Origin of the sequence: Bradyrhizobium ganzhouense (assembly GCF_049949285.1) — a bacterium.
In the GTDB taxonomy this organism is placed as follows: domain Bacteria; phylum Pseudomonadota; class Alphaproteobacteria; order Rhizobiales; family Xanthobacteraceae; genus Bradyrhizobium; species Bradyrhizobium ganzhouense.
In genome coordinates, this window is sequence record NZ_CP181318.1 from 7,616,442 (window position 1) to 7,631,192 (window position 14,751).

General features: G+C 65.3%; 15 protein-coding genes. 8 read left to right on the plus strand and 7 right to left on the minus strand.

What is annotated here, in order from left to right:
- Positions 1-63 precede the first annotated feature (63 nt).
- The gene (locus tag ACLFLU_RS35405) at positions 64-435 is read left to right on the plus strand and encodes a Crp/Fnr family transcriptional regulator (protein WP_426409305.1); all 372 of its coding nucleotides are present in this window, start codon (positions 64-66) and stop codon (positions 433-435) included.
- Positions 432-1,244 (plus strand): MBL fold metallo-hydrolase, encoded by an 813-nt coding sequence (locus tag ACLFLU_RS35410; protein ID WP_426409306.1) that lies wholly within the window; start codon positions 432-434, stop codon positions 1,242-1,244. The genes ACLFLU_RS35405 and ACLFLU_RS35410 overlap by 4 nt, the downstream gene beginning before the upstream one ends.
- 177 nt (positions 1,245-1,421) lie before the next feature.
- Here ACLFLU_RS35410 and ACLFLU_RS35415 read toward each other — a convergent pair whose 3' ends face one another.
- The 3 genes from ACLFLU_RS35415 to ACLFLU_RS35425 form a co-directional block, all read right to left on the minus strand.
- The gene (locus ACLFLU_RS35415; RefSeq protein WP_426409307.1) at positions 1,422-1,919 is read right to left on the minus strand and encodes a TPM domain-containing protein; all 498 of its coding nucleotides are present in this window, start codon (positions 1,917-1,919) and stop codon (positions 1,422-1,424) included.
- A gap of 2 nt (positions 1,920-1,921) precedes the next feature.
- Positions 1,922-2,809, minus strand: a complete 888-nt coding sequence (locus ACLFLU_RS35420) for a TPM domain-containing protein (RefSeq protein WP_426409308.1) — start codon at positions 2,807-2,809, stop codon at positions 1,922-1,924.
- A gap of 197 nt (positions 2,810-3,006) precedes the next feature.
- Entirely contained in the window at positions 3,007-3,615 is a 609-nt protein-coding gene (locus ACLFLU_RS35425; RefSeq protein ID WP_426409309.1) for a LemA family protein, read from the minus strand.
- A 172-nt stretch (positions 3,616-3,787) separates the two neighbouring features.
- Here ACLFLU_RS35425 and ACLFLU_RS35430 point away from each other — a divergent pair, with 172 nt between their 5' ends.
- The 3 genes from ACLFLU_RS35430 to ACLFLU_RS35440 are packed head-to-tail and all read left to right on the plus strand — an operon-like array spanning position 3,788 to position 7,004.
- Entirely contained in the window at positions 3,788-4,639 is an 852-nt protein-coding gene (locus ACLFLU_RS35430; protein ID WP_426409310.1) for an enoyl-CoA hydratase, read from the plus strand.
- 4 nt (positions 4,640-4,643) lie between these two features.
- Entirely contained in the window at positions 4,644-5,792 is a 1,149-nt protein-coding gene (locus ACLFLU_RS35435) for an acyl-CoA dehydrogenase family protein (protein ID WP_426409311.1), read from the plus strand.
- A gap of 15 nt (positions 5,793-5,807) precedes the next feature.
- The gene (locus ACLFLU_RS35440; RefSeq protein ID WP_426409312.1) at positions 5,808-7,004 is read left to right on the plus strand and encodes an acyl-CoA dehydrogenase family protein; all 1,197 of its coding nucleotides are present in this window, start codon (positions 5,808-5,810) and stop codon (positions 7,002-7,004) included.
- A gap of 178 nt (positions 7,005-7,182) precedes the next feature.
- On the opposite strand, the gene ACLFLU_RS35445 is transcribed toward ACLFLU_RS35440, so the two are convergent.
- Both ACLFLU_RS35445 and ACLFLU_RS35450 read right to left on the minus strand, forming a co-directional pair.
- On the minus strand, positions 7,183-9,504 hold the full coding sequence (locus ACLFLU_RS35445; protein ID WP_426409313.1) for a xanthine dehydrogenase family protein molybdopterin-binding subunit: 2,322 nt from the start codon (positions 9,502-9,504) through the stop codon (positions 7,183-7,185).
- Between the two features lie 146 nt (positions 9,505-9,650).
- Positions 9,651-10,526, minus strand: coding sequence for a dihydrodipicolinate synthase family protein (locus tag ACLFLU_RS35450; protein WP_426409314.1), 876 nt, complete (start codon positions 10,524-10,526; stop codon positions 9,651-9,653).
- 193 nt (positions 10,527-10,719) lie between these two features.
- Here ACLFLU_RS35450 and ACLFLU_RS35455 point away from each other — a divergent pair, with 193 nt between their 5' ends.
- From ACLFLU_RS35455 to ACLFLU_RS35465, 3 genes are all read left to right on the plus strand, one after another.
- Positions 10,720-11,472 (plus strand): transporter, encoded by a 753-nt coding sequence (locus tag ACLFLU_RS35455; RefSeq protein ID WP_426409315.1) that lies wholly within the window; start codon positions 10,720-10,722, stop codon positions 11,470-11,472.
- A gap of 205 nt (positions 11,473-11,677) precedes the next feature.
- Positions 11,678-12,544, plus strand: a complete 867-nt coding sequence (locus tag ACLFLU_RS35460) for a S1C family serine protease (protein ID WP_426409316.1) — start codon at positions 11,678-11,680, stop codon at positions 12,542-12,544.
- Positions 12,541-12,912, plus strand: coding sequence for a response regulator transcription factor (locus ACLFLU_RS35465; protein ID WP_426409317.1), 372 nt, complete (start codon positions 12,541-12,543; stop codon positions 12,910-12,912). Before ACLFLU_RS35460 ends, ACLFLU_RS35465 begins: the two co-directional genes overlap by 4 nt.
- On the opposite strand, the gene ACLFLU_RS35470 is transcribed toward ACLFLU_RS35465, so the two are convergent.
- Positions 12,907-13,977, minus strand: a complete 1,071-nt coding sequence (locus ACLFLU_RS35470) for a sensor histidine kinase (protein ID WP_426409318.1) — start codon at positions 13,975-13,977, stop codon at positions 12,907-12,909. The genes ACLFLU_RS35465 and ACLFLU_RS35470 overlap by 6 nt on opposite strands.
- Entirely contained in the window at positions 13,964-14,656 is a 693-nt protein-coding gene (locus ACLFLU_RS35475; protein ID WP_426409319.1) for a response regulator transcription factor, read from the minus strand. The genes ACLFLU_RS35470 and ACLFLU_RS35475 overlap by 14 nt, the downstream gene beginning before the upstream one ends.
- Positions 14,657-14,751: the final 95 nt, after the last annotated feature.

The window sequence follows — 14,751 nt, forward strand, 5'->3', positions numbered from 1 at the left end:
CGCGCCATTGTTCCGCGGCTAACATGGGCCGTCCCGTCAGCCAGAAGGCGTTTAGGGAGTGCCATGACGATCGAGAAATGCATCAACGCGTTTGCTGTCGATGACGTCATCTTCGAGGAGGGCTCGACCGGCCGCGAGCTGTTCGTCGTGCTCGACGGCGAGGTCGAGATCGCCAAGATCGACGGCGCGCGCAAGACCAGCATCATCAAGCTCGGCAAGGGCGAGTTCTTCGGCGAGATGGCCGTGATCGACGGCTCGGCCCGTTCAGCGACCGCGATCGCATCGGCCCCCAACACGAAGGTGATGCGGATCAACCATGCTCGCTTCGTCTATCTCGTCAGTCAGCAGCCGGCATTCGCGCTGATGGTGATGGACGCGCTGTCGAAACGCCTGCGCGCCTCCAACGCCGTCACCTACCGGGCGGCGCAATCATGAGCGAGCGGAAGCCGACCGCATTCCCGATCCTGATGAAGAACGACACCTGCTCGCTGATCCAGGCGGCCGACGACGTCTACCAGATCCGCTTCTCCAACCGCGCGGCCAACGCCTATCTGGTGCGCGGCTCGGCGCGCACCATCCTGATCGACGTCGGCCTGTCCTCGAACTATCCGGCGATGGTGGAATGCCTGAACTTCGTCGAATGCCCGCCCGAGAAGATCGACATGGTGGTGCTGAGCCACGAGCATCTCGACCATATCGGCGCGGCCTGGCACTTCAACGAGCGCCGCACCTATGTCGCCGCCCATCGGCTTGCCGCCAACAAGATCATGCTGCGCGACGACTTTTCCATGCTGCGCAAGATGTTCAACGAGCCGAACGTGCCAATCAACATCGACATCTGGCTCGAGGAAGGCAATCTGATCGACCTCGGCAATTTCCGCCTCAACGTGATGTACACGCCGGGCCATACCTCGGCCTGCATCACGCTGTTCGAGCAGGACAAGGGCCTGCTGTTCGCCGCCGACACCTTGATGCCGGGCGGCGTCATGGGCGGCGTGTTCGGCTCGGGCAGCATCGCCGACTACATCCAGTCGCTGGAGCGCATCAAGGGGCTGAACACGAAGATCCTGCTGTCAGGGCACGGACGGCTATCGGATACGCCGCAGGAGGACGTGCGCATTGCCATTGCGCGCTCGCACGGCCTGCTGGAGGACACCGCGCAATTGTTCGACGCGCTGGACGCGCGCTCGAATTTCGAGCCGATCATGCAGTCGGTGCGGGATTTGAACAAGCTGGATGATTAGGGGTTCAACGTTTCTGTTAGACCCGTCATCCTGAGGTGCGAGTGGCGCGGTGCGTAGCACCGCGCCGGGAGCCTCGAAGGATCAACGGCCGCGCTGTCGCAGCCGGGCCGGCGCCCTTCGAGGGCCGCTGAAGAAGCGGCCACCTCAGGGTGACGGGGAGAGAGTGTCAGCGATCCTTCACATCACCACCGGCGCATCCGGCAGCTCGTTGCGATGCGGCCCTCTAGGCGGGAAGTGCTTCGCCAGCTCACGCGACACCGCCGCGATGCCGTCGACCACGCCGCGCTCGAATTGGCCTGAGCCAAACTCCGCCTCCATCGCGCGGCAAATGCTCTCCCAGCCCGCAGCACCCACCTTCGCATCGATGCCGCGGTCGGCGATGATCTCGACGTCGCGGTCGGCCAGCAGCAGGTAGATCAGCACGCCGTTATTGTGCGCGGTGTCCCAGATCCGCAAATGCGAGAACACGTCGAGCGCGCGCTCGCGGGCATGCTGATTGCGGAACAGCGGACGGCCGTCGAGCGCGCCTTCGACGACGAAGCGGACCTGGCCGGAATGCGTCGCTTCGCCTTGCTTGATGGCCTGCTCGATACGGTCGAGCACGCTCTGCGGAAACACTTGCCTGGCGCGCCAATGGTGCTGGAGGAGATGCCGGGTGATGCGCCCAATGCTCATGACTACCAGCTCCCCGAGGCGCCGCCGCCACCAAAGCTGCCGCCGCCTCCGCTGAAGCTGCCGCTGTCACTGGACGACGATCCGCTGCTCCAGCCCCCCGACGAGGAACCGCCCGACCACGACCCGCCACGCGACGACCCCGTCGATGCCGGAAAGAGATCGGCGATGAAGGACAGCACAAAGCCGATGATCCCGGCGAGCAGGGCTAACGCACCGGATCCGACGATGAGCAACGCCAGGATGGCGATCACGCTGCCGGCCGCGACCGAGCCCAGCAATCGCCCCAGCAGCGCGCGCAGGAAGCCGCCGACGGCGAGCGAGGCAAACAGGATGACCGGGGCGAGCGGCCCGATCTGGTCCAGATTGGCAAAATTCACGCTGCGTGAGGGAACCGGCAGCGGCTCGCCGTCGACGACGCGCATCATCCTGTCGACGCCGGCCGAGATGCCGCCGGCGAAATCACCGTCCCTGAATTTTGGCGTGATGACCTCGTCGATGATCCGCCGCGAGGTGATGTCGGTGAGCGCGCCTTCGAGGCCGTAGCCGACCTCGATGCGCAGATGCCTGTCGTTCTTGGCAACAACGAGGATCGCGCCGTCGTCAACCTTCTTGCGGCCGATCTTCCAGGCCTCCGCGACGCGGATCGAGAACTGCTCGATCGTTTCCGGATCCGTCGTCGGCACGATCAGTACGGCGATCTGGCTGCCTTTGCGCGTTTCGAAATCGCTGAGCTTTTGCGACAGCGCAGCGATATCGCTGCTCGACAGCGTACCGGTCCGGTCGACCACGCGGCCGGTGAGTTGGGGCACCGCGACATCGGCGAAAGCGGAGACGACGAAGGCGAGGAAGAGCGCCGCAACAATGGTTGCACGCCACACATTCAGTGTCATCGCCCGGCTTGCCGTCTTCGCTAACGCTTCGCCGGCCCAATACTGCGGCGCCCGGCGAAGCCTTTGGCGGAGCCGGGACCGGGCGATCCAGTATTCCAGAGACGCCGGCGGATTGCGGAGAAGCCGCGGCATACTGGATTCCCCGCTTTCGCGGGGAATGACGGCGGTGGGTGGGGCGCGCATCGTGGCGGACGCGCTTACTTGGACGGCGCGGGCGCCGGGTTGAAATCAACCTTCGGCGCGGTCGAGATCTCCTTCTCGTTCTCGACCGAGAAGTTCGGCTTCTCCTTGTAGCCGAACATCATCGCGGTGAGGTTGCTCGGGAATGAGCGGATGGTGACGTTGTAGTCCTGCACCGCCTTGATGTAGCGGTTTCGCGCAACCGTGATGCGGTTCTCGGTGCCTTCGAGCTGGGACATCAAGTCCTTGAACAGCGCGTCCGACTTGAGCTGCGGATAATTTTCCGTGACCACAAGGAGCCGCGACAGCGCGCTGGAGAGCTCGCCCTGGGCGGCCTGGAATTTCTGGAACGCGGCGGGATCGTTCAGCACCTCCGGTGTCGCCTGGATGCTGCCGACCTTGGCCCGCGCATTGGTGACGCCGAGCAGCACATCCTTTTCCTGCTGCGCAAAGCCCTTCACCGAGTTGACAAGGTTGGGCACGAGATCGGCGCGGCGCTGATACTGGTTCACCACCTCGGACCAGTTGGCCTTGATCTGCTCGTCCTCGCTCTGGATCGCGTTGTAGCCGCAATTGGTCAGGCTGAGCGACGCCAGCGCCGCCAGCACGGTCAGGATCTTGCGCATCAAATTTCTCCCGGTGGAATCGGGCGCAAACTACCAGATTGAGCGCACACGGCGCCAGCTATCCCGCGCGAACGGCGCGAAAAGCAGCCAACTGACGCAAGCCTCTTGCCTATCACCGGGCGGCATAGTCAACTCGAAGCAAACAAGACGAAAAATGGTAGGGGAGCGCGCCATGTCCTCGTTCGAGACCATCCTCGTGGAGCGGCCGGAGCCGGCGATTGCCCGGATCGTGATGAACCGGCCCGACGCGCGCAATGCGCAGAACCTGCAAATGACCTACGACCTCAACGCCGCCTTCGACGCGGCGGTCCAGGACGACGCGGTCAAGGTGATCATCCTCGCGGGCAACGGGCCGCACTTCTCCTCCGGCCACGATCTACGTCCCGGGGCTAAGAATGCCGCAGGTATCGATTTTCCGCCGATTGGAAATTGGGGCGGCTTTGCCGAGACCAACGCGCACGGCCGCTTCGCCCGCGAGCAGGAAATATATCTCCAGATCACGCGGCGCTGGCGCAACCTGGCGAAACCGATGATCGCCGAGGTGCACGGCAAGTGCATCGCCGGCGGGCTGATGCTGGCCTGGGCCTGCGACCTCATCGTTGCCAGCGACGACGCGCAGTTCTGCGATCCCGTCGTCACCATGGGTGTCTGCGGCGTCGAATGGTTCGTTCATCCCTGGGAGCTTGGACCGCGCAAGGCCAAGGAATTCCTGTTCACGGCCGACAGCTGGAGCGCCGAGGAGGCGCATCTGCTCGGCATGGTCAACCAGGTCGTGCCGCGCGCCGAATTGTCCGCGCGCGTGCTGGAGCTGGCGCGCCGGATCGCAGCAAAACCGTCCTTTGCGCTGAAGCTGACCAAGGAAGCCGTGAACCGCTCCGTCGACGTGATGGGCCAGCCCGCCGCGATCGACCAGGCTTTTGCCCTGCATCAGCTCTGTCACGCCCACAACCTTCAGGAGTTCGGCATGGTGGTCGATCCATCCGGACTGCATCCCTCCGTGCGCAAGCCGGCAGCCGCGGAGTAAGGACATGGATCTCAATCTCACCGACGAGCAACGGCTGCTGCGCGAGAGCGCGGAACGCTTCGTGGCCGAGAGCTACGATGCCGACCACCGCCGCAAGACGGCGAACGATCCGCTCGGCTTCAGTCCAGCGGTTTGGAAGCAGTTCGCAGAGCTCGGGTGGCTGGCGCTGCCGATCCCCGAAGAGTTTGACGGCCTCGGCGGCGGGCCGGTCGAGATCGGCATTTTGATGGAAGCTTTTGGCCGCGGGCTGGTGTCGGAGCCGTATATTGCGACCGTCGTGCTCGGGGCCGCGCTGATCGAGAAGTGCGGCAGCGCAGCTCAGAAGCAGGCGAGCCTGCCAAAGGTCGCGGATGGATCATTGAAACTTGCGTTTGCGCATTCCGAGCGCGCGGCGCGGTTCGATCTCGCCAAGGTCGCGACCACCGCCAACAAGACGGCGCAGGGTTGGCGCCTCTCCGGCAGCAAGATCGCCGTGCTCGACGGTCATGCCGCCGACGAGATCATCGTCTCCGCGCATGTTCATGATCATCAGGGGCCATCAGGGCGGATCGGCCTGTTTCTGGTGCCGGCAACGGCGCCAGGCCTTGCGATCTCCGACTATCCGCGCCTCGGCGGTGGGCGCGCCTGCAACATCGAATTGTCAGGCGTGCAGCTGGCGGACGATGCCCTGCTCGGCGACAGCAAGGACGCGCTGCCGGCGATCGAATGGGCCGTCGATCGCGCCATGGCGGCGCTCGGTGCGGAAGCCGTCGGCATCATGCAGACGCTGCTCGACACCACGCTGGACTACACCAAGATCAGGAAGCAGTTCGGCCGGCCGCTGTCCGCCAACCAGGTGATCCGCCATCGCCTCGCCGACATGGCCATCCAGGTCGACGAAGCCCGTTCGATTGCGCTGCGTGCCGCGCTGAAGGCAGATCAGCCGCCGGTCGAGCGAGCGCGCGCCGCTTCGGCTGCGAAGGCCAAGATCGGCAAATGCGCGCGCTTCGTGGGAGAGCAATCGATCCAGCTCCACGGCGGCATGGGTGTCACCGAGGAGCTTGAGGTCGGCGCTTATTTCAAGCGGCTTGTTGCCTTCGACACGCTGTTCGGCGGCAGCGCGCACCACTATGGCCGCCATGCCCAGCTCAGCCGCACCACCCAACCCGCCTGACACGAGGAGCGCATCATGGACCTGTCGTTCAATGCCGAAGAGCGCGCCTTTCAGAGCGAGGTGCGCGGTTTCATCGCCAAGAATCTCACCGACGAGATCAAGCGCGCCACCGCGCTGACGCCTTCGGTGTTCTCCGACCCCGACATCGGCATGGCCTGGCAGCGCGCGCTGCACAGGCAGGGCTGGGGCGCGCCGGGCTGGCCGGTCGACCATGGCGGCCCGAGCTGGACGCCAGCGCAGCGCTGGATCTTTGAGAGCGAATGCGCGCGGGCTGGCGTGCCCAATGTGAATGTAATGGGCGTGAAGATGGTCGGGCCCGTCATCATCGGCTTCGGCTCGCCTGAGCAGAAGAATTTCTACCTGCCGCGCATTCTCTCCGGTGAGGACTACTGGTGCCAGGGCTATTCCGAGCCGGGCTCCGGCTCCGATCTGTCCTCGCTGAAGACGCGCGCCGTGCGCGACGGCGACGACTACATCATCAACGGCACGAAAATCTGGACCACGCATGCCCACCATGCCAACCGCATGTTCGCGCTGGTGCGCACCAGCGATGGGCCGCGGCAGCAGGACGGCATCAGTTTTATTCTGATCGACATGAAGACCCCGGGGGTCACGACGCGCCCGATCCTGACCATCGGCGGCGACCACGAGGTCAACCAGGTGTTTTTCGACGACGTGCGGGTGCCCGTGGCCAACCGCGTCGGCGACGAAGGCAAGGGCTGGACCTACGGCAAGTACCTGCTCGAATTCGAGCGCGGCTCAGGCATTGCGTCCGCCAAGCTGCGCGAGGGGCTCCGCGCCATCACCGAGCTGGCGGAGTCCGATCTCACAGGACGCGCCATCGACAGCCCTGACATCGCGTCCCGCATCTCGGAGGTCGAGATCGACATCGACGCGCTGGAAATGACGGAGCTGCGCGTGCTCTCGGCACTGCAGACCGGGCAAAATCCCGGTGCGGTGTCGTCGATCCTGAAGCTGCGCAACAGCGAGATCCGGCAGGCCGTGACGAAGCTCGGCGTCGACGTGATTGGCCACGATGCCCTCGCCGTCGAACCGATGCGCCCGCTCTACAAGCTCAACCACGAGCCCGCGCTGCCTGAGGACATGCTGACGGTGGTGCCCGAATATCTCAACGGCCGCGCCTACACGATCTTCGGCGGCACGTCGGAGATCCAGCGCGATATTATTGCGAAGATGATGCTGGGGATTTAGCCGAGCTGGCGCTGCACACTCCGCTGTCGTCCCGGCGAAGGCCGGGACCCATACCCACAGGGAGGAGTTGTGGCGCGAGCTGACAACTACGAGTCTTCGCTAAACCACGCCCTGTGGTTATGGGTCCCGGCCTTCGCCGGGACGACAGCAGAGATTGTCGCAGCAGCACTAGCTGCAACTAAGCCGCCTTCGCGTCCTTGATCGCCTTCCAGATCTTCTGCGGCGTCAGCGGCGTGTTGAGCTGGGTGATGCCGAGCTCGGCAAGCGCATCCATCACGCCGTTGGTGACGCAAGGCGGGCCGCCGATGGCGCCGGATTCGCCGCAGCCCTTGGCGCCGAGCGGATTGGTGCGGCAGGGCGCGGAATCGTCCAGCGTCACCACGATCGGCGGGACGTCATCAGCGCGCGGGATGCAATAGTCCTGATAGCTTGCGGTCAGCAGCTGACCATCGGCATCATACGACACGCCCTCATACAGCGCCTGGCCGATGCCCTGCGCGACGCCGCCATGGATCTGCCCCGTGACCAGCATCGGGTTCACGGCCACACCGACGTCGTCGACCGTGGTGTAGCGCACGACGCGGGAGACGCCGGTCTCCGGATCGATCTCGACCTCGCAGATATGCGTGCCGTTCGGCCAGCTGGGACCATCGACCTCACCTTCGGAATCGACGCTGAGCTTGGCGCCGGTCTCCTTTTCAGCAATGTCGAACAGGCTGATGCGGCGGTCGGTGCCGACCACGGTGAGCATGCCGCCCTGATACTCGATGTCCTCGACCGAAGTCTCCAGCACGTTCGCTGCCTTCTCGCGCGCCTTCTGGATCAGATCGTTGGAGGAGACCGCCACGGCGGTACCGCCGACGAACAGCGAGCGCGAGCCGACGCTGCCAAAACCCGTGGCCAGGTCAGTATCGCCCTGGACGACGTCGATCTTGTCCATGGGAATGCCGAGCGAGTCGGAGATCATTTGGGTGTAGGTGGTCTGCAGCCCCTGCCCCATCGCCATGGTGCCGGAATGCAGCACGACCCGGCCTTGCGAGGTCGCGTGCAGGCTGACCTTCTCGGTGTGGGCGCGGCCGCCGGTCCATTCGATGTAGGAGGTCAGGCCGCGGCCGTAGAGCAGGCCTTTCTTCTTCGCCGCCTTCTTGCGCGCGGCAAAGCCATCCCAGTCCGCAAGTTTGACCGCGCGATCGAGCATGTGGGCGAATGCGCCGGAATCGTACACCTGACCGGCGGCATTGGTGTAGGGCAGCTGCGCCGGCTTGATGTAGTTCGCCTTGCGGATCGCGCGCGGATCCATGCCGATTTTTCGCGCGGCGGCGTCGAACAGGCGCTCAACGATGAAGACAGCTTCCGGACGACCCGCACCACGATAGGCGCCGACCGGTGCGGTGTGGGTCATCACCGACTTGATCTCGAAATGCACCAGCGGCAGGTCATAGACGCCGGTCTGCACGAAGGGACCAAGCACCAGCGGAATGATGTTTGCCGCGCCCGAGGAATAGGCACCGGTGCAACCGATCGAGGTGACGCGATAGGCCAGCACCTTGCCCTTCTCGTCCAGCGCGAAAGAGGCCGTCGAGGTGAGATCGCGACCGTGGGTGCCGCCGACGAATTCGTCGGTGCGGTCGCCGCGCCAGCGGATCTTCCTGTTCAGCTTGGTCGCGACATAGGCGACGATGCCGTCTTCCGGATAGAGATTGGTCTTCTGGCCAAAGCCGCCGCCGATGTCGCCGACCAGCACGCGCACGCTGTCCTTGGGACGCTTGAGCACAGCTTCAGCCAGCACGTCGCGGGTCGAGGCCGGTGTCTGCGACTGCACGTGCAGGAGGAGACGGCCGGTCTTCTTGTCGATCTCGGCAATGGTCGAGCGCGGCTCCATCGCCGAGGGCACGAGGCGCTGGCTGACGAGATCGAGCTCGACCGTGTGCGCGGCCCTGGCGAAGGCCTCGTCCACCTTCGCAGCATCGCCATAGCTCATCGCGCCGACGATGTTGTCGGGCGCCTCAGGCCACACCACCGGCGCGCCGGGTTTCACGGCCTCCACGGGATCGACCACCGCGGGCTGCACGTCGTATTCGATCACGATCGCTTCAGCCGCGCTCTGGGCCTCCGCACGCGACGAAGCCACCACCGCCGCCACCGCCTCGCCGGTGTAGCGCACGACCTCATGGGCGAGCAGCCGGCGCGGCGGCACCGTCATCGGCTTGCCGTCTGGGCGCTTGAAGATGCTCAGCGTCGGGATGGTGCCGACGTCGTCCTTGATCAGATCGGCGCCGGTGTAGATCGCGGTGACGCCAGCCATCGATGCAGCCACGCCGGTGTCGATCGAGACGATCTTCGCGTGCGCATGGGGCGAGCGCAGCACGTGCAACCACAGCGCGCCATCCTCCGGCTTGTCGTCGATGAATTGCCCCTTCCCGGTGAGCAGCCGCTGGTCTTCCAAACGCTTGACGGGCTGGCCCGCTCCGAAACGCAAATTGCCGGGAAGAATGTTCATTCCGCAGGGTCCTCAGGGTCTCTTGAAATTCGGGCTGCCTTTTAGCGGATCGAGGCATGCGAGGCCAGCCGCGCTTTTGGGCGGTGGGATCATGGATTCGTCATGCCCGGCATAGACGAGCGGAAGCGAAGCCGTCCTATGGGCGGCTACGCCAGCTCTCGCAATGCCGCCTCCACGACCTTGCGCGCATCGGCCGTCAGTGCGGCCTGCGGCGGGACGGGGTCGCCGACGTCATAGCCCTGGATCGCGAGGCCGGCCTTGATGCAGGCTGCGAGATTGAAGCGGGCGAAGGCCTCATTGATGCGCCACAGTCTGCGCTGGAGCGCCATGGCCTCATCCCAGCGGCCGGCCTGGCAGAGATCGTAGAGCGCCACGCTCTGGCGCGGGATGATGCAGGCCGGTCCCGCCATCCAGCCGAGGCCGCCGATCAGCATCACCGCGGCCGGGATGTGGGCGGAGGCCGAGAACACGCGCAAGCGATCGCCGCAGCGGTTCATGATCGAAAGCAACCGCCCGGTGTTGGTCGAGGCATCCTTGATGTAGCCGATGCGCGGATGCTCGGCGAGACGCGCGATGATGTCGAGGGTCAGGTCCGAGCGCTGAAATTGCGGGTTGGTGTAGATGACGACCGGAATGTCCACGGCATCCGCGATACTGCGGAAATAGGATTCGACCTGGGCATCGGCGAGCGGGAAGTAGGCCTCGAGAATCGCCAGAATGCCGTTAGCGCCGAGCTTTTGGTAGGCCTTCGCCTGTGCCACTGCATCGGCCGTCGAGGTCGAGGCGACGCCGGCCACGACCGGCACGCGTCCCCTCGCGGCCTCGATCGTGGCCTGCACGATCGCCATGCGCTGCGCGGCATTGAGATAGGCGAACTCGCCGGTCGAGCCGAGCGGCGTCAGCCCGTGCACGCCGGCCCCGATCAAATCGTCGCAGAGCTTTGCGAGTACGTCCGTCCGCACCGTGCCGTCAGTGCCGACGGGCGAGACGAGGTAGGGAAAGACGCCGCGAAAATCGGTCATGTCGGGAATAAAATCCGGGGGAAGCAAGTCTGCTCTGGCAGGCGCGTGATCCATCGCGTGCTACCATGGGGTCCAATTGCCAGCAAGCGACCTGCTTTCGAAGAGCGCATCTGTGGTTTTGGGAATTGTCCTGCAGCGTTGGCGGGTTTTGTTGTGTTGCGCCGGCCTCCTTGCCGCCGCGCAATGCCCCGGCATGGCTGAGGCCGGTGAATGTCCCTCACCGCAATCGGAGATCGCGACCGATCGCCCTGACGTGACCAATTCCAGCCTGGTCGTGCCTGATGGCAGCATCCAGATCGAGAATGGCCTCAACACCTCCGGCCAGAGCGCCGGCAAAGGCTTTGACGGCAGCAACAGCCGTCTCCGCTTCGGCGTCGCGCCCTGCCTCGAAGTGCTGGTCGATGTTCCCAGCTATGTCGGGCGGCTGACCGGCACGGTCGACTCAGGTTTCACCAATGTCACCCCCGGCGTGAAATGGCAGGTCAGCGGACTGCCGGAGCCTGCGAACCTCTCGGTGGTGTTCGGCGTCGGCCTGCCGACCGGCACGCCCGCGATCACAGGCGCAGGCTTACAACCGTATCTGCAATTTCCCTGGTCCTACGAGCTCGGTGGCGGCTGGGGCATCAGCGGCATGTTCACGAGCTTCTTCCGCCCATCGGATCTTCCCAATCACCAGACCAGCGAGGCGACCTTCGTGATCGAACGGAAGGTCAGCGAGAAGCTGGCGCTGTTCGCCGAATATGTCGGCGAATATCCGTCGCGCGGCGCGAACACGGCGCTGCTCAATGTCGGCGGCGGCTACCTCTTGAACCGGACCGAGCAACTCGACTTCCACGTGGCCTTCGGCCTCAACCGGAATTCGCCGGACTACATCATCGGCGTCGGCTATTCCTATCGCTGGGACAACGTCATCGGCACGGCGGCGCGACCGCGGCTTTGGCATTGACCCGCTCCCGAGCAGCTTGCGCGCCCGGCTATCAGGTCGCCCACTCCCCTGAGGCCTCACAACGCAGTTTAAAGATTGCCACACGTTCCCGTGAGCGGCCCCCAATCCCCTGTTCGTCGGCCGTGGCCAGGGAGGACTGGCCACCCGGCCAGTTTCGCAATGGCCCGCGACATCCCAGATTGTGGACAACTTACAGGAGCCTTCCATGACCGACCTCACTCCTCTCACCTCATTATCGTCCGCCCTCGCGGACGTCGTGGCGCGCATCGCGCCGTCCGTCGTCACCGTGCATTCGCATCGCTCCCGCTCAACCGGCTTCGTCTGGAAGCCCGGCCTGATCGCGACCGCCGACGAGGCGCTGGCCGACGAGGGCGAGGTCCAGATCGCCCTTGCCGACGGCAGCACGGTTGCCGCCACCATCGTCGGCCGCGACCACACCACCGATATCGCGTTGCTGCGCGCCGATACCAACCTCACGCCGGTCAAGCTCGCCGCGACGGTCCCCGTCCTCGGCACGCTGTCGGTCGTGGTCGCTACCAATCGCGATGCGCCGAGCGCGGCGCTCGGAATGGTGTCGGTTTCAGGCAAGGGCTGGCGCTCCTTGCGCGGCGGCGAGATCGATGCGCGGATCGAGCTCGATGTTCGCCTGCGTCCGAGCCAGGAAGGCGGCCTTGCCCTCGATGCCTCGGGCGAGGCTTTCGGCATGACCGTCTTGGGACCGCGGCGCGTGCTGGTGATCCCGACGGCGACGATCGAGCGCGTCGCGGCGCAGCTCGAAACGCGCGGCCGCATCGCGCGCGGCTATCTCGGGCTCGGACTGCAGCCGCTGCGGCTCGACGACGGCATCGGCGCGATGGTGATGAATGTCGACAAGGCAGGTCCGGCGGCCACGGCCGGCATCCGCCAGGGCGACGTCATCGTGGCGGTCAACGGCCAGAAGCTCGCCGGCGTGCGCGCGCTATTGCGGACACTGGGACCCGCGAGCGTCGGCCAGGTGGTCGATGTCGCAGTCCGCCGCGGCGGCGAGCCGGTGAACTTCAAGGTCACGATTGGCGAGAGGCCGGAGGCGTGAGCGACGACAACGTACCCGAGATCGTGCTGTCCCTGGAGATCGACGATCCTGCGCTGGCCGACCGCCTCGCGACGCTGCTCGGCAGTGTCGCGGGGCTTCGCCTTGCCGCGCCCGGCGAGACCGCCAATGCGAGCGTCGTCGCGCGCGATCGGCGCGTCATGCCTGAAGACATCGCGCTGACGCAGCGCGAGCTCGACGTGCTGGCATTGATGGCGGAAGGCGCCTCCAACAAGATGATCGCGCGTCAGCTCAGCATCTCCGTGCATACCGTGAAATTCCACGTCGGCTCGCTGCTCGACAAGCTGGATGCCACCGGCCGGACCGATGCCGTGGCGCATGCGGCGCGGCGTGGCGTGATCGAGCTATAGGGCGATCGGGAAGCTGAGCTGGACCGTCAGGCCCGGCGCGTTGTCATGCAGCGCGATCTCGGCGCCGTGGAGCCGCGACACCGCCGCGACCAGGCTCAGGCCCAGGCCGTTGCCGGGCGTATAGCGGCTCTGCTCGAGCCGGTAAAAGCGCTTGAACACGTGATCATGCTGATCGGCGGCAATGCCTGGACCATCATCGGCAATGGCGATCGTCGCGCCGTCCCGGGTGTTGCGGCAGGTCACCGTCACCTTTCCACCCGGGCGCCCATGCTTGATCGCGTTGTCGACCAGATTAGCGATGGCATCGAACAACAGGTCGCGGTCGCCGGTCACGGCGACCTCGCGATCGCCGCCGAGGTTCAGGCGCGTCGCGACCTGTTCGGCGGCGGCGTCGTAGAGCTCGACGACCTCACCGGCGATCTCGGCGAGGTCGAGCGCGCGAAACGCGCTCCTGCGGGCGCGAGTCTCGATCTCCGAGATCCGTGTGATCGAGGCGAACATGCCGAGCACCGCATCGAGATCCGCGATGGTATCGCCGATCAGGCCGGCGTCGGCCTCGCTGTTGCGCGGGGCGTGATAGGCCTTTTCTAGCCGGCCACGCATGCGCGTCAGCGGCGTGCGCAGATCGTGGGCGACATTGTCGCTGACCTGCTTGACCTCGCCCATCAGCGTCTCGATGCGGTCGAGCATCTGATTGAGGTTTTCGGCGACACGGTCCCATTCGTCATGGCTGCCGCGCAGCGGAATACGCCGGTCGAGGCCGGACAGCATGATGGCGCGGCTGGTGGCATTGATCTCCTCGATCCGCCCGACCGTGCGCCGCGTCACCAGCACGGCGGCGAGGCCGGCCAGCACCACGAGCAGTACGGCAACCGCGATCATCGCAAACTCGAGCATCGCGGTGAAGCCGCTGTGGTCGCCGGTATCGCCGACCCGGCTCCGCACATAGGCGAGCGTGCCGAAATAGACATACGCCATGATCGCCGCGACGATCAGGCCGAAGATCGCAATCGCGATCAGCGCCAGGCGGAAGGTCGAGGAACGAAGCGTGTTAGCCAGGAGCACGGAGGCAATATCCAATGCCGCGAATGGTGTGGATCAATGGATAGGCCTGGGCATCGTCGACCTTGCGGCGGACGCGTCCGACATAGACGTCGATGATGTTGGTGGAGGGATCGAAATGCAGGTCCCAGACATGCTGGAGCAGCATCGCGCGCGAGACCACGCGGCCCTCGTTGCGCACGAGATATTCGAGCAGCTGGAACTCGCGCGGCAGCAGCGGAATCTTGCGGCCGCGGCGGCTGGCATTGCGCGCGATCAGATCGACCGCGAGATCGCCGACACGCAGAATCGTTTCCTTGGCGATGGTCTCGCTGCGGCGACCGAGCGCCTCGAGGCGCGCGAGAAGCTCGACGAAGGAGAACGGCTTGACGAGATAATCGTCGCCGCCGGCGCGCAAGCCGCGTACGCGGTCGTCGACCTCGCCGAGCGCGGAGATGATCAGGAAAGGCGAGGCAACGCCGTCGTCGCGCATTTGCCGCATCACGGCGATGCCGTCGATGTCGGGCAGCATGCGGTCGATGGTGATCACGGCATAGTCGCGCGCCACGCCATGGCTGAGGGCTTCGCGCCCGGTGGCGGCGAGATCGACGTCATAGCCAGATGTCGTCAGCTCCTCGACGAGCTGGCCTGCGGTTTCCGGATCGTCCTCGACGACCAGGATGCGACGGTGGCCTCCGGTCATGACAAACTCCGCGCGACGATCGCCACCAGACTATCCCGTTCCGGGGCTGAGCGGAACCACCCGGTGGCGATCGCGACAATGGTGCGGTACGGCGA